General features: G+C 40.3%; 18 protein-coding genes and 1 tRNA gene. 9 read left to right on the forward strand and 10 right to left on the reverse strand.

Annotated features, from left to right (window positions below):
- Nucleotides 1–40: 40 nt before the first annotated feature.
- A complete protein-coding gene (locus tag ACE1AT_RS03780) occupies nucleotides 41–430 on the reverse strand; it encodes a hypothetical protein (protein ID WP_374865966.1) in 390 nt (129 codons plus the stop codon).
- Between the two features lie 258 nt (nucleotides 431–688).
- Between ACE1AT_RS03780 and rsmA the strand changes: the two genes are divergently transcribed.
- From rsmA to ACE1AT_RS03795, 3 genes are all read left to right on the forward strand, one after another.
- Nucleotides 689–1,507, forward strand: coding sequence for a 16S rRNA (adenine(1518)-N(6)/adenine(1519)-N(6))-dimethyltransferase RsmA (gene rsmA / locus ACE1AT_RS03785; RefSeq protein ID WP_374865967.1), 819 nt, complete (start codon nucleotides 689–691; stop codon nucleotides 1,505–1,507).
- 190 nt (nucleotides 1,508–1,697) lie between these two features.
- A complete protein-coding gene (ispE, locus tag ACE1AT_RS03790; protein WP_374865968.1) occupies nucleotides 1,698–2,660 on the forward strand; it encodes a 4-(cytidine 5'-diphospho)-2-C-methyl-D-erythritol kinase in 963 nt (320 codons plus the stop codon).
- 155 nt (nucleotides 2,661–2,815) lie between these two features.
- On the forward strand, nucleotides 2,816–3,121 hold the full coding sequence (locus tag ACE1AT_RS03795; RefSeq protein ID WP_374865969.1) for a DUF3082 domain-containing protein: 306 nt from the start codon (nucleotides 2,816–2,818) through the stop codon (nucleotides 3,119–3,121).
- 9 nt (nucleotides 3,122–3,130) lie between these two features.
- Here ACE1AT_RS03795 and ACE1AT_RS03800 read toward each other — a convergent pair whose 3' ends face one another.
- Genes ACE1AT_RS03800 through ACE1AT_RS03815 form a run of 4 tightly spaced genes read right to left on the reverse strand, consistent with a single transcriptional unit; the run spans nucleotide 3,131 to nucleotide 7,210 of the window.
- A complete protein-coding gene (locus ACE1AT_RS03800) occupies nucleotides 3,131–4,633 on the reverse strand; it encodes an ATP-binding protein (RefSeq protein ID WP_374865970.1) in 1,503 nt (500 codons plus the stop codon).
- 2 nt (nucleotides 4,634–4,635) lie between these two features.
- Nucleotides 4,636–5,325, reverse strand: a complete 690-nt coding sequence (locus ACE1AT_RS03805) for a response regulator transcription factor (protein ID WP_374865971.1) — start codon at nucleotides 5,323–5,325, stop codon at nucleotides 4,636–4,638.
- Between the two features lie 32 nt (nucleotides 5,326–5,357).
- On the reverse strand, nucleotides 5,358–5,813 hold the full coding sequence (locus tag ACE1AT_RS03810; RefSeq protein WP_374865972.1) for a DUF305 domain-containing protein: 456 nt from the start codon (nucleotides 5,811–5,813) through the stop codon (nucleotides 5,358–5,360).
- An 8-nt stretch (nucleotides 5,814–5,821) separates the two neighbouring features.
- A complete protein-coding gene (locus ACE1AT_RS03815) occupies nucleotides 5,822–7,210 on the reverse strand; it encodes a YncE family protein (RefSeq protein ID WP_374865973.1) in 1,389 nt (462 codons plus the stop codon).
- A gap of 272 nt (nucleotides 7,211–7,482) precedes the next feature.
- Here ACE1AT_RS03815 and ACE1AT_RS03820 point away from each other — a divergent pair, with 272 nt between their 5' ends.
- The 3 genes from ACE1AT_RS03820 (at nucleotide 7,483) to ACE1AT_RS03830 (ending at nucleotide 12,205) form a co-directional block, all read left to right on the forward strand.
- A complete protein-coding gene (locus ACE1AT_RS03820) occupies nucleotides 7,483–8,589 on the forward strand; it encodes a CHAT domain-containing protein (RefSeq protein WP_374865974.1) in 1,107 nt (368 codons plus the stop codon).
- Nucleotides 8,590–8,752: 163 nt separating this feature from the next.
- Nucleotides 8,753–11,416, forward strand: a complete 2,664-nt coding sequence (locus ACE1AT_RS03825; RefSeq protein WP_374865975.1) for an SUMF1/EgtB/PvdO family nonheme iron enzyme — start codon at nucleotides 8,753–8,755, stop codon at nucleotides 11,414–11,416.
- A gap of 78 nt (nucleotides 11,417–11,494) precedes the next feature.
- The gene (locus ACE1AT_RS03830; RefSeq protein ID WP_374865976.1) at nucleotides 11,495–12,205 is read left to right on the forward strand and encodes a hypothetical protein; all 711 of its coding nucleotides are present in this window, start codon (nucleotides 11,495–11,497) and stop codon (nucleotides 12,203–12,205) included.
- Nucleotides 12,206–12,781: 576 nt separating this feature from the next.
- Here ACE1AT_RS03830 and ACE1AT_RS03835 read toward each other — a convergent pair.
- From ACE1AT_RS03835 to argF, 5 genes are all read right to left on the reverse strand, one after another.
- Entirely contained in the window at nucleotides 12,782–14,869 is a 2,088-nt protein-coding gene (locus tag ACE1AT_RS03835; protein ID WP_374865977.1) for an AAA family ATPase, read from the reverse strand.
- A complete protein-coding gene (locus ACE1AT_RS03840) occupies nucleotides 14,866–15,039 on the reverse strand; it encodes a hypothetical protein (RefSeq protein WP_016860395.1) in 174 nt (57 codons plus the stop codon). The genes ACE1AT_RS03835 and ACE1AT_RS03840 overlap by 4 nt, the downstream gene beginning before the upstream one ends.
- A 249-nt stretch (nucleotides 15,040–15,288) precedes the next feature.
- On the reverse strand, nucleotides 15,289–16,803 hold the full coding sequence (locus ACE1AT_RS03845; RefSeq protein ID WP_374865978.1) for a DNA phosphorothioation system restriction enzyme: 1,515 nt from the start codon (nucleotides 16,801–16,803) through the stop codon (nucleotides 15,289–15,291).
- A 195-nt stretch (nucleotides 16,804–16,998) separates the two neighbouring features.
- Complete coding sequence (gene lexA / locus ACE1AT_RS03850; RefSeq protein ID WP_374865979.1) at nucleotides 16,999–17,604, reverse strand: transcriptional repressor LexA; 606 nt, start codon at nucleotides 17,602–17,604, stop codon at nucleotides 16,999–17,001.
- A 165-nt stretch (nucleotides 17,605–17,769) separates the two neighbouring features.
- Nucleotides 17,770–18,690, reverse strand: a complete 921-nt coding sequence (argF, locus tag ACE1AT_RS03855) for an ornithine carbamoyltransferase (RefSeq protein WP_374865980.1) — start codon at nucleotides 18,688–18,690, stop codon at nucleotides 17,770–17,772.
- Between the two features lie 341 nt (nucleotides 18,691–19,031).
- Between argF and ACE1AT_RS03860 the strand changes: the two genes are divergently transcribed.
- From ACE1AT_RS03860 to ACE1AT_RS03870, 3 genes are all read left to right on the forward strand, one after another.
- A tRNA-Thr gene (locus tag ACE1AT_RS03860) sits at nucleotides 19,032–19,103 on the forward strand.
- A 178-nt stretch (nucleotides 19,104–19,281) separates the two neighbouring features.
- Entirely contained in the window at nucleotides 19,282–20,790 is a 1,509-nt protein-coding gene (locus ACE1AT_RS03865) for an N-6 DNA methylase (RefSeq protein ID WP_374865981.1), read from the forward strand.
- Nucleotides 20,778–22,271, forward strand: coding sequence for an N-6 DNA methylase (locus ACE1AT_RS03870; RefSeq protein ID WP_374865982.1), 1,494 nt, complete (start codon nucleotides 20,778–20,780; stop codon nucleotides 22,269–22,271). Before ACE1AT_RS03865 ends, ACE1AT_RS03870 begins: the two co-directional genes overlap by 13 nt.
- Nucleotides 22,272–22,288: the final 17 nt, after the last annotated feature.

Genomic DNA, 22,288 nt, shown 5'->3' on the forward strand with positions numbered 1-22,288 from the left:
GTATGTGTATGGTTTGTCATGTTCGTTTTTCAAATTGGTATCACTTTAGTTCTTGGCGCTTGAATGTCAGTTTGATTGCTCCTTTTGCAGCAGCTTTCGCACCACTACCAATTAACTTTACTTGCCCTTCTCCCGTAATTTCTACCGATAACTCGATTTCATCCAACTGCATCCCAGAATTAACTTTTGCTTGCTGTTCCGCATGGCTAAATAAGCGTCCCACGATTTGGAGAAAATTGGTCATTTCTTGCTCTAATTTTTGAGCGCTAACTTTAACCGTATCTCCTACACCCTTACTACCAGTCGCTTCCCTGATCTCATCTCTCCAGTCGTCTCCTCTACCAATCACACCTCTAGTACCATCAGGAATAGAGATTTGAGGAGTTTCATCGGTGACAATCAAAATAGTATCTGAAGGTGTTTCTGGCATAATGCGTTAAGTATATAGATAAAATTACTCCATAAATTATATATACAACGGTATAAATGATGATTCCAATAAAATGCTAGTGGTTTATAGATCCCCGACTTTTTAAAAAAGTTGTAGGGTGTGTTAGGCGCATCTTTATAATTTCATTTTTCACGAAAAATTATGATGTCAGCGCCTAACGCACCATGTGATGGCGGTGCGTTAGGCTGAAGCCATAACGCACCCTACCTTAAAGGCTTTGTAAAAAGAGTAAAATTAATGATCCGACCGCGCAAAATCTTTGGTCAACATTGGCTCAAGAGTGAAAAAGCACTCGCAGAAATTGTTCAAGCTGCAAAATTAAAACAAGATGACCGGATTCTCGAAATTGGCCCTGGTACTGGCATTTTAACTCGTCGTTTATTACCCTTAGTCGAATCTTTAGTTGCAGTCGAAATTGACCGCGATTTGTGTGAAAATTTAGCTAAAGGATTGGGTAAGCGCGAAAATTTTTTGCTTTTACAAGGGGATTTTTTAGAGTTGGATGTCCCATCTTTACTAGAAGGGTTTCCAGCTTTTCAAAACCCGAATAAAGTTGTGGCAAATATTCCCTACAATATCACTGGGCCGATTATCGAAAAACTCTTGGGGACAATTGCTAATCCCAATCCAAAACCTTATGATGCTATAGTTTTGCTGATTCAAAAAGAAGTAGCAGACAGAGTCGTAGCTAAACCAGGTTCCAAAGCCTGTGGAGCGTTAACAGTGCGGGTACAATATTTAGCCGAGTGTGAGTTAATTAGTATTGTGCCAGCCAAAGCATTTTATCCACCACCGAAAGTAGACTCTGCGGTAGTGCGATTGATTCCCCGCAAAATCGAACCAGCAGCCGATGACCCGCGCAAACTAGATACTTTGGTAAAATTAGGCTTCGGAGCCAAGCGGAAAATGCTACGCAATAATTTGCAATCAATTGTAGAACGCGATCGCTTGACCGAATTACTGGAACAATTAGAAATAAATCCTCAAGTTCGTGCTGAAGAACTCAGTATTGGACAATGGGTTGCCTTAAGTAATCAGTTAGGGGTTAATGGTTAGTGGATAGAGACGCGATTATACTCTTACCTTGAAGCCGCTCTGACGAGCGTCTACGCGTCTGTACAATGCGTGATGTTCCTCGCGTCTGTACAATTAATGGTCAATTGTCATAACTTCCTTGTCCCCCATGTCTCCCTTGTTCCCGCTCCCCGATCCCCAATCCCCGATCCCCGACCCCCTATCCCCAAAAATGCGTAGCTATACTCTCATCGCTCCTGCCAAAATTAATTTATATCTGGAAATCATTGGCGATCGCCCTGATGGTTATCACGAGTTAGCAATGATACTGCAAAGTATTGGTCTTGCTGACCAAATTGATCTCCGTGCAGGCAGTACAGAAGCCATTCGCGTTCGCTGCGACCATCCGCAAGTACCGACAGATAAAAGTAATTTAGCATACCGTGCGGCTGAACTGATGGCAACGGAATTTCCTGATGCTTATGCTAAGTATGGTGGTGTAGATATTACAATTACCAAACGCATTCCCGTTGCTGCTGGGTTAGCTGGAGGTTCGACAAATGCAGCAGCAGTGTTAGTCGGTATAGACTTGTTGTGGAATTTGGGACTCACGCAGTCGGAATTAGAAGAATTGGGAGCGATTTTAGGTTCCGATGTACCATTTTGTGTAGGTGGTGGTACTGCGATCGCCACAGGTAGAGGTGAACAACTTTCTGCTCTAGCTGGTTTAAACAATATATATATAGTATTGGCAAAGTACCGTAGTTTAGAAGTATCGACCGCTTGGGCATATAAAACCTACCGTACTTCATTTGGTAGTTCGTATATCAAAGATAAAGCAAATTTGACAGCGCGGGCTGAGGCTGTGCATTCTGGAGGAATGGTGAAAGCGATTTTGCATCAAGATGTCAAAGAAATAGCCGACAAACTCCACAATGATTTAGAAAAAATAGTATTACCAGCTTATTCACAAGTTTTGCAACTGCGTGAAATCTTTGCAACTCAAGAAGGGGTTTTAGGAACAATGATGTCTGGTTCTGGTCCGAGTGTGTTTGCACTGTGCGAGTCAAAGCAGCAAGCACAACAAGTTCAGCAGCGTGTCAGGGAAGCAATACCTGACGAAGATTTAGAATTATTTGTAACTGAGTTTATTACTCACGGTATTAAAATAGCACCTTATACCAATTTAATATGAAGTTGAATAATAAAGAACCCCACCCCAATTCTCGCGTTCCCCTCGAATTTCCCCTCCCCGATTTCGGGGAGGGGATTAAGGGGTGGGGTAAAATTCTATGCAGCTTCACAAAGAATTGGTATTAACAGTTATCAGTTATCAGTTGGGTAATTTTTATGAGTGATCCAGAAGAGACTCAAACGCAAGCTAAAGCTACTCCCTTACGTAGTTTAATTGGCGCTGTGATTTCGGGGTCTTTGGCTTTTGCTGCTTATTCTCTCATGGTTTCTATCGCTACAACTTTTGCAGCCAAGCCAATTCATTCTGATAATGTATTTGCGCTGAGAATTTCTTCGGCTGTGCGTACTTTAGTTTTGGGTATAGTTGCTTTGGGTTCTGGAGTATTTGCACTTGTGGCGATCGGTTTAGTAGCTTTGGCGATTCAACTATTGTTTCAGCAGATGACAAAGCGCGAGTCTTAAGTTTTTATCTTAATTATGGCAAGTTGGTAAAAGTAATTGCACAACTGTACCTTGTTGTGGTTGGCTGTTAATTTGCAAGTATCCTCCTTGCAATTGACAGATTTGCTGTGCGATCGCCAAACCTAAGCCAAACCCTCCACGAGGACGCGCTTGATTTCCTCGATAAAAACGTTCTGTAATTCGTTGGAGTTCTTCTGGTTGCATTCCCTGGCCGCGATCGCGTATTTGTAAGGGGACGTAGCGTTGTTGATTTTGTTCAACTTCCGGTAGAAGTTCTAAGCGAATCACACCACTTTCTGGTGCATACTTAATGGCATTGTCAAGTAAGTTGAGAACAACTTGTCCCGTTAACTCTGGATCAACCCAAACTGCTGGTAAAGACTGCACAGAAGATAATTCTAATTTGAGTTGAGATTGAGCAGCCGTCAGTTCCATGCGAGAGATGCATTCTTGTGCGATCGCCACTGCGGAAACTGCTTGCGGTTTGATTGGTAATTGTCCCGCATCCGCCTTTGACAAGAGTAGTAATTGCTCTACAAGGTGTGCTAAATAATCTGTTTCCCGACAGGCGCGACGTAGATATTGATTTGCTTTTTCACCAGAGACAACACCATCCAAAATAGCCTCTAGTTCAACCCGTAAAGTCGCAAGAGGTGTACGTAAATCATGGGAAACATTCGCAACCAATTCCCTACGCGAAATCTCCTGGGCGGTGAGCGCTTCCATCGTGGTAACTAACTTGGTCGCCATTTCATCTAAAAGCTGGCCTAGTTGCACTAGTTCATCCTGTCCTTGCAACCTAGAACGAGCCGTGTAATCCCCTATTTTCAGGCGTTCGGCTTGATGATGTAACCGCTTGAGTGGACGAGTTACACTGCGTGAGAGCAGCAAGCCTGCGATCGCTGCCACACTAGTAGCAAAAATAGCCATTACCATAACTACTCCAGTCACCTGTTGGGCAAACAACCTGGGACGGCGCATTGGCATGGCAACGTATACAATTCCTATCACTTGATTAGTTGTGGTTTGTCGTACAGGCGCTGTACTATAAATCCACCAAGGATATTGAGTATCGGTTTTTACCCGAAATCTTCCCTGTTGTGGCGTTCCTGATCGGGTGTTAACAATAACTAATGGGGGAATTTCCACTGTCTGGGATGCTGCAACACCAAGCTTTTGCAACTGCACTATGCCAGCATTATCCAACAAAACAACCTGAATTCGCCCTTGTTGAGCAGTGAGTTCAGTAAGTTGATGCAACAGAGTGCGATCGCCATAAGGCGGGTGCTTTGCACCATCGCGTAGCGTCTCTCTTTTGGGAGAATCGCCTCCAGACAAATTTATCTGATTAGCCAAGCTATCAGCCTGTCGCAGCAAATACATTTGAGCATCTTGAATAAAAAAGTTTTCTAAGGATCTGTTCAACAGCCAGGAAAACGTTAACAAACTTCCTAGAGAAACCCCCAACAGTGTTAGTGTTAATCGTGTTGAAATGCGATGCAATATTAGCATGATTAATCTGCCTTAAATCTATATCCCACACCCCAAACAGTTTGAATGTACTTTGGATGGGCTGGGTCAAGTTCTAGCTTTTCTCGCAGCTTGCGAATATATACATCGACAATCCGGGTATCTCCCTCAAAGTCATAACTCCATACCCTTTCTAGCAGTTCTTCGCGGGAATAAGCTCGTCCTGGCGCTGTAAGTAACTGCTCAATTAAGTCAAATTCTTTACCGCGTAAATCCAAAAATTTACCGTTAAGGAAGGCTTGGCGCTTGAGTCTATCTACTGTTAACCCACTACTGCAACTGACATCCCGATATCCAGCGCTGTAGGCTCGCCGCAGCAGAGATTTGATCCGGGCAATAAGTTCTTTAGCACTAAATGGTTTGGTAAGATAGTCATCTGCACCAATAGCCAATCCTTGAATGCGATCGCTTTCATCTGCCCTTGCAGTTAACATCAAAATAGGTATAAAACAGCCACCAGAGCGCACCTGCTGGCATATTTGAAACCCATCTATATCAGGCAACATAATATCCAGCACAATTAAATCTGGGCGAAAACGTTGGATTTGAGCAGTACTCTGTGCACCGCTATCAGCAGTCAGACAACGCATTCCTTCGCGTTCGATGTAAAGCTGTACCGTCTCGCGCAGACTCACATCATCTTCGACAATCAAAACGGTTGTAGTTGCAGACATTATTAAGAAATAAGGGTATAGGGGTGTAGGGGCTAGCTTTTTCCCCTTGTTCCATCAATAGCAGGAAAACCGTCGGGATTAGGATCTGCACCTCGCCTAAGCACTAGGAGTCTAGCTTGCATAGCAGCAATTTCCACTTGTTGTGAGGTGATAATTTCAAAAGCCAACTGACGCACCAAAGGGTCTTTACCATACAACAGCACTAACCGCCCCATTTCCACTGCACCTTCGTGATGGGGAATCATCATCGCCAGGAAATCAACATCAGGATTACCCGTCATTCCAGGTCGGTGCATATCAACCATCATTTTTTTCATCCCAGTTTCCATCGCCGAGGTAAATTTTCCTGCTTCCGAGTTAAACTGATCAGAAACTTGAGTGTGATCTTTGTGATCATGCCAAGCTTGGTTTGCTTGCACCGCAACATCCGCAAACCCAAACACAATAGATATAGTTAGCAAAACGAAAAACAAAGCTCTCACAAACATTGCTGACCTCATGCAGTTTGACTTGGCGCACCAGGACGTACGTAGACTAAATTAATGCTTTTTTTATTCCGTAATTTTCCTGAAGGCAGTTGTAAATCACCAAGGGGAATTTGGCTGATAAAAACTGGCTGTAAAGGATTGGAAACATCAAAAACAGTGCATACTGTTTGACCCGCATTCGGCGTTGAGGGTAGTTCATCTAGTTCATGGGCAATGTAGAGTCGAGTATTTTCTGGATTTGTCCAAAGTCCATGCGCCTCGCGCCCGTAGCTAAAAAATGTTCCCACTAGACGACGTTTTCCCGATGGAACTTCTCGGTCAATAATTGCTACTTGGCTATAAGCAATATCACCAGGTCCACCATCATCAACACGAGCAAAAGTTGCGTAAACGACTTTACCCTGTTGATTTTCGACAAATTCTATATGGTTGGGTCGGGCGCGATCGCCTAGTAAAATATGGTCAAGCATTCGATAGGAGCCGCTTGTCTCCCTAGCTGAGAGAGCATCCGCAAGTTTGTGAGAAAACCAAATTTCTTTACCGTCTGGTGTAGTCTTTTGGAAGGGAGTAAAGCCAAATGGGTCTTGTGCTTTGATGTCAAGCCGGGTTTTCAGTTTTGGTCGGCTCCATCCGTTTGCATCCGGGTTAACATCGAAAACATCAACAAACGGCGTTTTCTGGGAAATCACAAATGCAGTGTCACCAGAACGCGAAAACCATATTTGCGCTGAACCGTCAATAGTATCAATATACTGCCGCACTGCACCAACTGTGATTCCTTTTTCAAGGGCTTCCAAAGCAGCTTGCACATCTAAAATTGCAATGCGATTTTCACCACGCAACGCCACCCACAATTCTTTACCATTGCGAGTAAAAGTTGGTTCGTGAGGTTCCCGTCCAAGTAAAATCCCACTGGAAATCCATAGTGGATTAACATCAATTTCCTTTCCATAAGATGGATTGGGCTTTGTACCAAGCACACGTTTTTTCTCAACATCTATGAGATAAACGTTACTTGTACCGCGACCAGTCACTGCTAGCAGACGAGAATCAGGGGATGGTGCTGCTCCGTGGATGTGAATTGCCCCATGATACAGTGGCTTAATGATCATTGCACCATGGGTTGGCATCATACCTCCGGTGACAAAGCGAAACGGAGGACGGGGATCTTCATCGAAACTCGTGAGGTTAATAGTTGTCTCCACCTGATTGGTGAGTGGGTTAATTACTGAAAGTGTGTTGGAGTCTTCGTTGCAAATGAAGACACAATCCTTCTGGTTCACTTGGGAATTAGATCGGTTTTGATTGCTCTTTTGAGCGCTAACACCTAATTGGGTTGCAGCTAGTGCGGTGACTGTGACACTGGATAAAAGAAAATCTCGGCGCGATAAGCTCATTTTGAATTACCTTTACCAACTGGAAAATGCACAGGTTGCATAACATCTCAAGTTTGTGACACAAACTTTAAAAAAGTATGAATTTCCAGTTACTGGACAGTGAAAAGTTTTTGATGCCCACTACAGTGTCTAAGCTGCCTCGTGTTTTAAAACTATATATATGGATTTTACTTAGCGATATTAAAAGTTATAAAGAGCAAACACAATTGACCAAAATTACCTATGAAGTGAGTATATTTTAATAACAACTATATTCAAGAAAAGATTGTATTGTGAAAAAAATATTAATATTATCAGCAAATCCCAAAGACACAAATAAGCTGCGCTTAGATGAAGAAGTGCGGGAAATCCAAGCTGCATTAAAACGTGCTAACAATCGAGAACAGTTTGAAATTGTCACCGAATGGGCGGTACGAGTGGACGATTTGCGTCGTGCGCTGTTAGATCACGAACCGACAATAGTTCACTTCTGTGGACATGGTTCAGGAAGTACTGGTTTAGCCTTAGAAAATAATTTTGGGCAAATGCAACTAGTAAGTACAGAATCCTTAGCAAAGCTATTTAAGTTATTTAAAAACACAGTTGAATGCGTTTTACTCAACGCCTGTTACTCAGAAGCTCAAGCAGAAGCCATCTATCAACACATTGATTATGTAATTGGTATGAATCGGACAATAGGCGATCGCGCAGCAATAGAGTTTGCTGTAGGATTCTATGACGCGTTAGGTGCTGGTAGAACTTACGAGGATTGTTTTGAAGTTGGTTGTGCTTCTGTTGACTTAGAGGGAATTCCAGAGTCAGAAACTCCAGTACTTAGAGCTAGATCACGATTTTCTCATCAACACAAAAGTAGTGATCAACAAAAGACAGAACCCAAAACAAATCAAACCAACACATTTCCCATAGAATCCCCAACCCCAATTAAAGAAAAAACCAATATAATGAACGGTTCAACCACACAAAATATAGATAAACGTAGTGGTGGAATATACTTTGGTGACAGTGCAACCGTCCAAGGTGATGTAGTTGGGAGAGACAAGATTGTTACCACAACAACTACTACCACTTCAGGAGAAGTTTTTCCAAAAGATGAGATTTTGCAACTTCTTGCAGAATTAAAAACTTCCATCAAAGAAGCATCAATTGATGAGGACGAAAAAGATATTGCTACAGGTCAAATTGCAGCTGCAATTAGCGAAACCAAGAAAGTAGATGTCAAGAATTCTCAAGAAACTCAAGAAACTCAAGAAAAGATAAGTAAATATCTCGCAGACACTAAAACAATTCTGGATCGGGTGAAAGACATTGGAGAAATTGGTAGCAAAGCTTTTTCGATTTTGACAAAACTAGCAAAGTTAATTGGGATTACAATAATTTAGAAAATTAAATTTAAACCACGTCTACTTTGAGAACTGTAGTTTTGTAGGTTGGGTGGAACGGAGTGTAACCCAAGCTACATAATGTCCTTTTTGAAAAACTCCTCTTTTCAAGATGGACGAGGTTTAAAAAAATATTTAGTAATTTATTAATTCAGAAATTTACATGGAAAGTCAAGATGAAAATCGACAATCTCACTCCCAAGGAGAACAAGCCGAAAGTCAACAAGAGAGTATAGATAATCGTAGTGGGGGAATTTTCTTTGGTGATCAAGCAGTTGTTCAAGGAGATGTAGTCGGCGGAAATAAATATGAAGTTAGATTTTATGCTCTGTCTTCTAATTCTGAGAGTGGACAAGCAAGTTGGAATCGTTACCGTCAGGAATCTCAATCTTCTTTAGAAGAACCATATAAATTTCTTAGCTACTATGACACCCTTGATGCAGATATATTCTATGGTCGAGAAGTAGTATCAGATTTACTTGTTTCCAAAATATCTAATCATAAGTTAGTACTTATTAATGGCAAATCTGGTAGCGGTAAAACCTCTTTAATTAATGCTGGTATCGTTCCTCGACTTACAGAAAGAGGTTATTTCACTATTATTTTTAGAGATTACGGATATCCAACGGATATTATTAAGGCTGGTATTGATAGTCTGGAAAATGTAGAGATTGATTTAAGTGAGAGTAGAACACTTACTGAGATTTTGCATCAGACTCACATTGATGCAAAGCGTCCAATAGCAATTTTTTTAGATCAATTTGAAAGATTTTTTCTAAATCTTCACGTCAACCAGCAAGCTCAGTTTATTCAAGAGTTTAGTGAATGTCTCAATAGTATCAAATCTCATGAAATAGCCATTATTATTTCTGTGCGTCAAGACTTTTATGGTAATCTTGGGGAATTTTGGAAAGCTTCACCTGAGTTTAATACAGAGAGTTATCAGTATTATTTAGAATCCTTAAGTCGTAGCGAGGCTTTAGATGCAATTAAAAAGCCTTTACAACGGTTATATCCCAATATCATATACGACCCAGACTTCTTAGAAACTCAACTGCTTCCTCACTTACTCAAAGATACTGGGAAACAATCAAATGCACAGGTTGAGCCAGTTCATCTGCAAATAGTTTGTAACCGATTATTTGATGAAGTAAGAACTCAAAATCGACAGAAGCTTCAAGATGGTGAAACAATCATCATCAAGGAAAATCTTTATCAAGAACTAGGTGGTGTTCAGGGAATATTACTGGGGTACGTTGATTCTATTCTTGCTCAATTTACGCCAAAAGAGCGAGAAGAGGCTAAGTCTATTCTTAAACAAATGGTAACTGGACAAGGAACCCGTGCTTTTAGAACACTAATTGAAATTAAAACTCAGCTTAATCTTTCTGAAGATGAAATAGAAAAAATAATTCAACAACTAGATCGTAGTCGTCTGATTGAGACTATACCAAGCGAAAGAAAATATTCATTAACTCATGAGTATTTAGTTCAGAAAGTCAACCAGTGGTATGACATTAGAGAATTAGAAATTAAAAAGGCTAAAGAGCTTTTTGAAAGATGCTTAACAAACTGGAAGCTTTATAAATCACCAATACCTAGAGAGCAATTTCAAGCAATTAAAAGATATAAGTCAAACTTAAGTATAGATGAAGAGGGAGAAAAATTATTTAAACGTAGTTCACAAATCTATTATGGTACAAATCTCCTGATTGGATTTGCAATTTCTGGATTATTTGCTTTCCTCGCCGATCAACTTTTTCATCGTTTCTATCTGATACCCCATGAAATTGGTCGTTTAAGAGTTCAATCCTTCAAAGGAGAAGACTTACACAAAAATACTGAATTATTTACTATTAAAAATGATGGCTCTAAAGAAAAGTATCAGATTGCTTGGGGAGTTCCTTACTTCGATGGAATTCCTAGAGGTCTTTATTATGCAGAAGTCAAACACAATGGATATATTGTTAAACAACCAGTAAAAATAGATGGATATAGAAATTATAACGAACCAGTTATTCTGAAAATACCTACAGATAAATTATCTATAGATTTAGTCAAAGATATGGCTCTAGTGCCTAAAGGTAAATTTATTGTTGGTAATCCTTCAGAAATCAACAGTTTAGAGAAAAGTTCAGTTGTTGTAGATAGTTTTTATATTGATAAATATGAAGTAACTAATCAAGATTATAAAAAATTTCTTGAAGAAGTTGCAGCTAACCGTGAAAGCTATCAATTTTTTTATAACGATCAACCTCAATATAAGAAAGATCAAGATGGGTATAAACCTGGTTTATGGGGAACTTTTCCGTATCAAATCTATAGCAAAACTAATATGTCTCCTGTTATAAATGTCGATTGGTATGATGCTTTTGCCTATTGTGCATGGCAAGGTAAACGTCTACCAACTGTTTTAGAGTGGGAGAAAGCAGCTTCTGGAAGAGATGAACAAGGACAACCAAAAAAGTATGCGTATCCCTGGGGTGATGAACCGGATATTACCAAAGCAAACACTATTGACAAATGGCCTAATCAGAATGATCGCAGAACAGAAGAGGTAGGAAAATATCAGGATGGAGCCAGCTTTTATGGGGTTTTTGATTTGATAGGAAATGCTTCTGAGTGGACGGATATTTGGTATGTGGAACCAATTGTAAATAAGGAACTTACTGCTATAAAGTCTGGTTATCATCAGCAAGCTTTAAAAGGAGGCTCATTTGGTAGACCCCAACAATTTAGTCCTGTATACGAAACTCCCTTATCTGATATTAGTCAACGTGACCCTCAATACGGATTTAGATGTGCCATTTCTAAGTCAGATAATTGATAGATTTTGTTACTAATACTGACTTTTTTACCTGTTAATATTTGAATTATCAACTTCAAGTTATGGAGTAAATTAGACATGAAAGTTAATTTTTATCAAAGTATTACATTAACATCTGTGTCTTTATTTTTCGCTTTTACTCCTGTATCGGCGCAAAGTTCATACAGAATAACTATCAAGAATGCAAATGGAGTTCAAGTTGGTCAAGCTTTTAATAGCTCAAGAAATATGAATCAATTAGTTGGAAGTATATATCAAAAAATTAAACCTCCAGGAAATCCCCGACAGACTATAACTGTAGCATTAGGTACTACTAATTTGACAAAGTTCCAGAACCTTGTGAGGTCTAAAGGTGTGTCTACTGAATATTATGAATTTCCGCCTGGAGGCTTAAATTTTAAAAATTTTGGAGAACAGATAAATTCCTCTTCAATTCGTTCTAATAGTAAGAATTATGGTGTTGTCTTAACTAAGTCTGGTTATGCTGAAAGCAATGTAATACCTTTTAAGGTAACGCAAATAGTTAACAACACTCCTGTATTGCGTTTCAGTGATTCAAAAGTTGTTTTAATAGATGAAAGACACATCTCATTTATTTTGAATACTGGTAATACTGGTTTAGATTCTAATCAGATTGCTAATACTCTTCATTCTAAAGATTATAGGTTGTCACGGAGCGGTTATCGCACTTTTGAGGAATATCAAAGTTGTCAGGAATATATCAGAAGAAATCCACAGGTTCAGCGAGGTTGTGGTCAGGTTAACTTTGTTGTTAATATATCCCGATGAGTAAGAGTAGTAAATCTTAAGTAGTGGCGTGTCTAGACTAAAGTAGTGCGAAAAAAGTTTGTAGTCAGCGCTGAAGCGCTGAAAAAACTAAAATAGGACTCAATACGATTCAGTTAAGGCTAAAAACTAAAACTAGCGTAGGTTGGGGAGCCAGTGCGTTGCGGGGGTCCCCCCGTTGTAGCACCTGGCGTTTGAGGAACGTAGACGCGCCCTGCGCGGCTTCTCGCAGAGTAACCCAACATTATCAAGGCTTTGTTGGGTTTCGCTTGCGCTCAACCCAACCTACATTTCTTCTTAACTGAACCGTATTGAAATAGGACTTACGCAAAATCATGAAAAAACGAACCACATAGACGCGTTAGCGACTTCTGCAAGTAGACAGGGAGTGTCGAAGCGCAGGGTAGGACACAAAGGACACGTAGACACGCAGTGGCTTCCTAAAAGGTAGAAATAAGAGTTTGGGAGAGTTATTGCGTAAGTCCTATAAAAATCTAATGCAACATTTTAGCCTTGCCACGCCACTACAGCTACAGCGATTTTATTTTTACTTTATAAATAACCTATTAGTTATTTATTTCAAGATGATGCTAGACTATTACGATTCACTTCAATAATTTCTGTATACTCAAATTCATTGGGACTTTGTCTGACAAGAGGATATCTTTCTTCTCCCAATTCTATATAATCTTGTTCGCAATCAGGTTTAGAAGAATAATAAACTAAGATATATTCTCTACCAATTCTCTCGGCTATTTCTGCTTCGACTTCACCTCGCCATTGGGTTTTAGTTACTAACACCACTAATTGATTTGCTAATTTAGGAATTACTCTCGCAATCTGACGGCGATTAATCACATCCAAACTGCCAAAGGGTGAATCCATGACAATTGGTAAGGTACTAGTATCTGGAACCATCAACATTCTTTTTTGACTCCACTCTCTTACCCTGTCGATAATTCCACCGATAAAAGATAAACTGAGAATTTGATTTTCACCAGTGGAAGCTGCAACTGGTGATTCTATACCAATTGTATTTTCTACTAGCGCCAGTTCGTATTTATCGCTGATTTTGGGAATGTAAGGTGTAAATGAGATTTCGCTAAATATTTCTTGAACTCGCTTTTCCAATTGCAAGCGAAATTGTTGTTCTTGGCGTGTTTTGACTAAATTTAATCTATCAATTGCATCTTGGGTAGCAGCAATCCGGCGTTGTGCTAGTGCTTGGCGTTCTTCGTTAAATTTCTGTCTAGTAATTTGTTTATTTAAGCTTTCAATTTCGGTTTTATTGTTAGCGATTTGCTGCTGATTAGCCCCTTGTTCTAAGGTTAAATCAGTAATTTTTTCTTCTATTTCATCCAAGCGTTTTTGTAAATTGCGAATTTCTTCACTGGGATCTTTTCGCAATCGTTCTTGAATGCTATCTAAATCTGCTTCGATTTGAGAGATTGTTTGTCTTAACTGATTGATTCCTACTTGTTCTCGATCAACTTCTTCCCAAAATGCGATCGCTTGTTTATCAATTTCATCAACTTGAGCATTCATCCGAATCGCAGTTTCTTCGACTACCGATGAACCTGCTTGTTCTAGCAAGATTTTAACATTTGTGTGGGGGTGAGTTCCTTCGTGTAATTCCGCACCACAAATACAACGTTGAGAATCGAGTAAATTATCTAAAAATTCTCGAGAAATTCCAGGAGTTAATTCACCACGTTGTTTTAAATTGGAAATTATCTCTCGAAATTGTACTGTAGTCTCGGAAAGTAAAACTGTATATCCACGTGTGGAAATTGTTTTTTTCAGTGTTTCCCATTTTTTTTTCAATTCTTCTTGATTGAGAGTTTTTTGTGATACTAAACTCTGTCGTCTTTCTTGTAATTCTTTAGCAGCGCTGAGTTCTCGTAAACGGTTACTAGTTTCTTTTTTGATAGTTTGCTGATATTCTAGTTCTTGCTTGATTTCTGTTTGGCGAGTGTTAATTCGCTCAACTTCTTGCTCGATTTTACTTTGTTGTTTGAGCAACTGTTTTGTTTCCGAATCACCAATAACTTTTAATTCGTTTTCTAGGGTTTTCTTAGCTTCGCTTAAATGTCTAATGGAGCGATTAATTACCTCAACTCCTAATAAAATTTTTGTAGCTTCAGCAATTTCAGCTTTTTTATCAGAACGCACAATATGTTCTATACGTTCTCCATCAAAGAAAAAATATTGATGTAAGCTGCTGGGTAAAATTTGATTGATGATATCTTCTAAATTTTGATTGGGTGGAACAAAATACCAGGAACCATCATCTCTACCCACCCACATACTCAATTCTGTTTTACCGGGTTCAAAATCAGTTTCATTTTTGTAAACCCGACAAGCACGTTTGATGCGGTAGCGTTTATTATCATGTTCCCAGACAATTTCTACCCAACATTCGATAGGTTGTCCAATTTTTGCTTCTGCGATCGCACGCTTATTTACTAATTGTTCTGCTGAGGAAAAAGCCGCACTAAATTTTTCATAAAGCACCCAAGTAAATGCGTTCAAAAAACTAGTTTTACCTGCGCCATTATTCCCATGAATTACGGTTGTGTTGCTAGCATCTCCATGAGCAAGGATGACTTCTGGACTTTTACCATAAAAGGAGCGAAAGTTGCATAATTTAATAGAAATTAACTTCATCGCACAGCATCCTTCACTATCCTTAAAATATCATCATTGATATGGCTATTACTTTTTTTATCCAACCTGCTTTTTTCTAATTGCCATACTTGTTCAATAATTTGCCTTACCTCTGGAGGAGCAGTTATTATTGGTTCTTGAACATCATCTATATTAGGTTGATTATTCATTGTTTTTTGTCATTTGTCATTTGTCATTGATCATTGGTCATTTGTCATTTGTCATTTGTCATTTGTCATTTGTCATTTGTCATTTGTCATTTGTCATTGATCATTTGTCATTGATCATTTGTCATTTGTCATTTGTCATTTGTCATTTGTCATTGATTATTGGTGTTTATTCTCCTCTTGTCCTCCTTACCAATTTTTAATTTTTAATTTTTAATTTTTAATTTCGCGAAGCGGTAGTCCCCGATCCCTTCAAAGATCCAATAACTCATACCTTTTTTGCAAATCAAGTAACTTTATTCTGGCTTCACCAGCATTATCTGCTAAATCAGCAAATTCGACAAAGCGTCGCAATTCTTTTCTTAACAAATTACGTTCTACTTCTAAAGTTTTTCTGTCCAAATCGGGTGGTAAAACAATCATGTCAAAAATTGTTGCTCTTTCTTTACCAGGGTGAGGACGTAAAACTCGTCCGCGTCGTTGGATAAATTGACGAGGGTTTCCAGAACTTGCCAAGATTACAGCAGTTTGAATTGCTGGAATATCTACACCTTCATCCAAACAGCGAATTGCAACTAAACCTTGTAATTCTCCACTTTCAAATTGACGGCGTAAAATTTCTCTTTCTTCTAAAGAAGTTTGAGCCGTGTAGGTGTTGATTTTGTAACCTAATTCTACTCCTAAAATCTTGGCAACTTCTTTAAGTTGCTGCAAATTAGAACGCTGTCCTGTTTCTTGAGAACCATCACTACAATAGAACAAAGTATGAGTTGTTTCGCGACGAGTAGCCATTAATTCACGCAACGCCTTGAGTTTATTTGCAGCTGCACCAATTAATCTCGCTCTTTGCATTAACAATGGTTTTAAATCTTCATTATCTTCAAAATAATTTGCATATCCGTTTTCTTTTTCTCTATACAATAAAGCCTTGCCTATCTTCTGGGTAATTTTTGCATAAGTACGGCTTTCGGTTTCAGTTAATTCTACTAAAATTGGATAATAAAGATAATGGACTAAAGCACCTTGATTAATAGCATCTTTTAAAGTAAACTCTGGTTGGAGAACCGAACCAAAATAATTAAAGACAGATTGGGTTCCAGTTTCATCAAAATATCTTTCTGGTGTTGCAGATAAAGCTAGGCGCAAACCGACACGTCGGGGTAAACTTTCTTCTAATTTGGGTGCGCCTAAATTATGAGCTTCGTCACCAATAATTAAAGTTTTTTCGGGAAAATATTTGAGTTGAGATTGGAATCCATCACCAATTAAAGTGGAGTTAGTTGTAATTATTGTGATGAATGATTGTGAACCAGAATGGACATTATAAAGTTGACTAGAAAGTTGACTTTGCCAATTGCGTAAGTTCTCAAAAGCTAAGATGGGTTGTAAATTAAATTTTTCACATTCTCGCGCCCATTGGGTAACAAGATGACGGTAGGGACACACTACCAGTAATGCTTGTAAGTGAATTTGTTTATATAACTCGCAAGCAACAGCAAGTACAGTAATTGTTTTACCACTACCCGTTGCCATTTTCAGTGTACCTCTGCCGTTGTTAGCAAACCAATTATTCACAGCTTGACGCTGATATGGTCGCAATTGCAGATATACTGGCATTTGCGGACATCCTGGTAATGGTTGCTGAGTTTGGTAATTACCCTTACTTTCACCCGCAAATGGTAATTTCAGGCGATACTTTCCTGAAGGTTTATTAACTTTGGTTGCGAAAGTATTTAGTGACGGGACTTTTTGCTGTGTCAGATACATTGGGGAACGCTTAAGAGGGAAAGGGGAAAGGGGACAAGGGGGACAAGGGGAGCCACTGCGTTGCGCGGGTCCCCCGCGTTGTAGCACGTGGCGTGGACAAGGGGGACAAGGAGGATAAGGAGGATAAGGGAGGGGATAAACAAAACACCAATGTCCTATCAATTCCTAATTCCCGATCCCCGATCCCCTTTCCCCTTAACTATAAGTACGCCAGATACCGACTAGGGAACCCTGTACCTGTACCTGCATGGCTGGTACTTCGATGGGGTTATATTTAGGATTGGCTGGTTTGAGAATAATGCGATCGCCGTCTTTGTACAATCGTTTTAATGTCGTACCGTATCCATCTACTCTCGCAGCGACAATTGTGCCATTTTTAAGTTGGTCTGGTTCCGGTACGGGACGCAAAAAAACCAAATCTCCATCAACGATTGAATCTTCGATCATACTGTCGCCTGCTACCCGCAAAGCATAGGTTTGGGGTGGTAAGGACATATTGGAAAAGTCGAGATGTTCGACAGCGTCGGTGAAGGGTTCTATTAATCCACCAGCAGCAATTGTTCCTAAAATCGGTACACCTTGCTTTAATGGATGCAAGATTCTAATTGTTCGCGCTTTTCCTTCACTCCATTCAATGTATCCTTTCGTGCGAAGATGTTCTAAGCGGCTTTGAATTGGTGCTGGTGACTTCAAATTCATCGCTTCCATCATCTGCCGAATTGAAGGAGAATGCTGGTGTTGTCGGATAAATTCTGCTAACCAATCATAAAGTTCGCGTTGCGCTTCAGTGAGTCTTTCCATAAATTTGTAGGGAGGTAAAAATAAATAGTTCCTTAGAACATTAGTACTACAAAAAACCCCCCGATGGAAAGATAAAAATAAAAAGTTAAAAGTAAAAGTCAGAAATTTTGAGTTTTAACTTTGTACAGACGCGATTAATCGCGTCTGTGCTAACTTTTAACTTGTTTACTCTGCTCCTAAAATACTAGCAAGCAAAGCTTTCTGCACATGCATACGATTTTCGGCCTGATCCCAAACTCTTGATTGTGAACCTTCAATCACTGCGTTAGTAATTTCTTCGCCCCGATGAGCTGGTAAACAGTGTAAAACGATCGCTTGTGGGTCAGCAATGCTCAATAGTTGCTCGTTAATTTGGTAGGGTTGAAAAATGGGGAGGCGATCGTCTGCTTCTGATTCTTGACCCATACTTGCCCAAACATCAGTGTAAAGTACGTGGGCGCCTTTGGTTGCAGTTTCAGGATCATTGGTGAGAATGACTTGGGTTTTATTATTGGCGATCGCTCGTGCTTTTTCAATAATTGTTGCATTTGGTTCAAATCCATTTGGTGTGGCTACTCTTACATTCATCCCCACCAAAGCGCAACCCAACAACAAAGAATTGGCGACATTATTACCGTCACCAACATAAGTCAAGGTTAGCCCAGATAAATCACCAAAACACTCTTGAATTGTCAATAAATCTGCTAAAACCTGACATGGATGTTCTAAATCAGTCAAAGCATTAATAACAGGAATCTTGGCATAATTTGCAAAAGTATCTAATTCCTGTTGGGCAAAAGTCCGAATTGCTAAAATATCCAAATATCTATCCAAAACCCTAGCAGTATCTTGCACAGGTTCACCGCGACTCACTTGCGTGACATTTGGATTTAAATCTATTACCTGTCCACCCAGTTGATACATCGCCACGGAAAAACTTACTCGTGTGCGAGTAGAAGCTTTGGAAAACAACAGTCCCAAAACTTTATTACATCGTAAACTTAACTGTTGAGATTTCAAATGGATTGCCATTTGCAGGAGTTCTTTGACCTCTTGGGAAGTGAGGTCTGCCAGACTTAATAAATCTCGTCCGCTCAACAATGCCATGCTTCTTGTTTGTAAAGAAAAATTATATCTTCTCTGTTCTGCACACTGCCGTGCAAGAAGTAGCGCTCTAAAACTCTACCAAATATTTCTGTATCTCATCTATAAGTTGAGGCAACTTTGATGTTTATATTAGTTTATCGATGATATCAGTGTTACAAACCACTATACAAACCACGATTTCCTCAAAAATTTCATCATCCTTTTGGTAGAAAAAGTTGGTGTTGGTTAATGGTTAACCATGCCCCATACCTAACACATAATATTGATAGTTGACACTAAACTGCCTTATGGTATAATTAAAAATTAGTGCGACGCTTGATGTTAAATATCAGCAAAGCTATGCCAGCATAGCACAGTGGTAGTGCATCCGACTTGTAATCGGAAGGTCGTCGGTTCAAATCCGACTGCTGGCTTTGGTAAGAGACAAAAGCCAATCACAAAGCTACCAAATGAGCTTAACAAAACAACATAATTAAAGCTTGATGTATAACAGGATAGAACAAGGGGTTCTGTCCTATAATTATCGTCGCTATATTTTGGTGTTTGTAACATCAAAACAAAGGTTGCTCGTTTATTTGAGTATGGAAATCGATGATTCAGCGATCGCTGTTTGATGCTCCTATTACGCTGCAAGAACTAGAATCTCATTTATGGGAGGCAGCAAACATCCTCCGTGGTAGTCCTGTTGACCGTACTGATTGGAAAAGTTATATTTTGCCGTTGCTGTTCTTCAAGCGCATTTGTGATGTTTGGGATGAAGAATGTCAAAAAATGATTGAAGAATACGGAGAAAATTTTCCCGACGAACACCGTTTCCAAATTCCTGAAGGTAGCCACTGGCAAGATGTGCGCTTGACATCTAGTAATGTTGGTACTGCTTTACAAAATGCCCTGTGTAATGTTGAAGTTGCTAATCAAAAACATTTGTATGGTGTATTCGGCGATGCTCAGTGGACAAACAAAGAGAAGCTGTCTGATGAACTGCTCAAAGACCTAATTGAACATTTCTCGGCGCTCAATCTTAGTAACAAGCGCGTCCACAATGATGTTATGGGGGATGCTTACGAATATCTAATTAAAAAGTTTGCGGATACTACCAAAAATAAAGCGGGGGAATTTTATACACCGCGTAGTGTGGTACAGCTGATGGTGGATATGTTAGACCCCCAGGAAGGGGAAACAGTTTACGATCCAGCTTGCGGTACGGGGGGAATGTTACTTGCAGCTGTTGCCCATGTACGGAATAAGGGAGGAGATGCAAGGACGTTCTTTGGCAAATTATACGGGCAAGAGAAGAATTTAACTACTGCTGCTACTGCCCGGATGAATTTATTCCTCCACGAAGTTGAAGATTTTGTCATTGAACGTGGTGATACTTTGCGTACCCCTGTTTTTACCAACGCCAATACGGGTGGCTTGGCAGAATTTGATGTGGTAATCGCGAATCCTCCCTTCTCCCTAGAAAAATGGGGACGGGAAGTTTGGGAAACTGACCCTTGGGGACGGGCTTTTGGGGGTTTACCGACGGATAGTAGTGGTGATTTTGCCTGGGTGCAACACATGGTTAAATCAATGGCAAAGCCACATGGAAGGATGGCTGTGGTGTTACCCCAAGGTGCTTTATTTCGTGGTGGGGTGGAAGGACAAATTCGGCGTACCCTGTTGGAAATGGACGCGATTGAAGCGGTGATTGGACTAGCACCACACTTGTTTTATGGTACTGGTTTGGCTGCTTGTATCTTGGTGTTACGTCAGAATAAAGCCAAAGTACGAGCAGGTAAGGTTTTAATTATCGATGCATCAACCCAGTTTCGCAAAGGACGCGCTCAAAACTTTTTAGAGTCAGAACACACTGCGGAAATTTTGCGTTGGTATCGGGAATTTGTCGATGTCGAAGATAGGGTACGGGTGGTTTCCCTGGAGGAAATTGAAAAGGAAGGGTGGACTTTAAATATATCGCGTTACGTGTTACCGCCCATAGGAGCAGATATTCCACCGCTAGAAGAAGCGATCGCATCTTTTAAACAGGCTTTGGTAGAATGCCGGGAAGCTGAGGAGCGTTTGCACCAGGTAATGTTGGAAGGGGGATGGCTGGATTGATGGGACAAATTACACAACAAGCCCTGGAGAGTTATCTTTGGGGTACAGCCACCATTTTACGGGGGTTAGTTGATGCGGGTGACTACAAGCAATATGTCTTTCCCTTGCTGTTTTACAAGCGGTTATCTGATGTTTGGGATGAGGAATTTACTCAAGCTTTAGCTGATACGAGTGATGCGAATTATGCCCGTGATACTGCCAACGATCGCTTTATTATCCCCGATGGCGCTCACTGGAAAGATGTGCGGATTGTTGCCAAGGATGTTGGCAAAGCTTTACAGGATGCGATGCGGGCAATTGAAACTGCTAACCCAGGTCGCTTGGATGGTATTTTTGGGGATGCTCCTTGGACAAATAAGGAACGTTTGCCGGATTCCGTAATTAAGAACCTGCTGGAACATTTTTCGACTGTGGTGCTTTCCCTGGCGAATGTTCCCGAAGATGAATTAGGTAACGCCTACGAGTATTTAATTAAACAATTTGCCGACGATAGCGGACATACAGCCCAAGAATTTTATACCAACCGCACCGTGGTTTATTTAATGGTGCAGATGCTCGCACCAAAATCAGGCGATCGCATTTACGATCCAACTTGCGGTACAGGTGGAATGTTGATTTCGGCTTTGGCTGAGGTGAAGCGCACAGGTGGAGAACACCGTACCCTCAAGCTTTATGGACAGGAACGCAACCACATGACTGCTTCGATTGCTCGCATGAACTTGGTACTACATGGTGTCGGTGATTACCAAATTATGCGCGGGGATACTTTGGAACGTCCTGCTTTTACTGAAAGCGATCGATTGCGGGTTTTTGATGTAGTTCTCGCCAATCCCCCCTACTCTATCAAACAGTGGAACCGGGAAGCGTTTCAAACAGACCCTTGGCAGCGTAATTTTTTGGGGACACCGCCTCAAGGAAGGGCTGACTATACTTTTTTTCAGCACATTCTCAAAAGTCTTGATCCGAAAACCGGACGCTGTGCAATCCTTTTTCCGCATGGGGTGCTGTTCCGTAAGGAAGAAGCCCAGATGAGGCAAAAGCTGGTTGAGGCTGATTTGGTGGAATGTGTCCTTGGTTTGGCACCAAACCTGTTTTATAATTCACCAATGGAAGCTTGTATTATTATTTGCCGTACTCGTAAACCCCCAGAACGGCAAAGACGGATTTTATTTATTGATGCGGTGCATGAAGTAGCCCGTATGCAGGGGCAAAGTTTCCTCAAACCGGAGCATCAGTTACGTATTTTCAACGCCTATCAAAGTTATATTGATAACCCTGGCTTTGCTAAAGTTGCCACTTTAGAGGAAATCGCCAATCAGGATTACAGTTTATCGATTCCGCTTTATGTGCGGCGTAAAATCGCTAATCATCAAACTGAGGAAGTGAAGACACTGCAAGAAGTTTGGGATGATTGGGAAGAGGGGAGTAGGGCTTTTTGGCTAGAGATGGATGCTTTAGTTGAGATGCTGGATTCTTTGTAATTTATCTTGATTGACGA

It is taken from the genome of Pelatocladus sp. BLCC-F211, from assembly GCF_041928655.1.
GTDB lineage: Bacteria > Cyanobacteriota > Cyanobacteriia > Cyanobacteriales > Nostocaceae > Pelatocladus.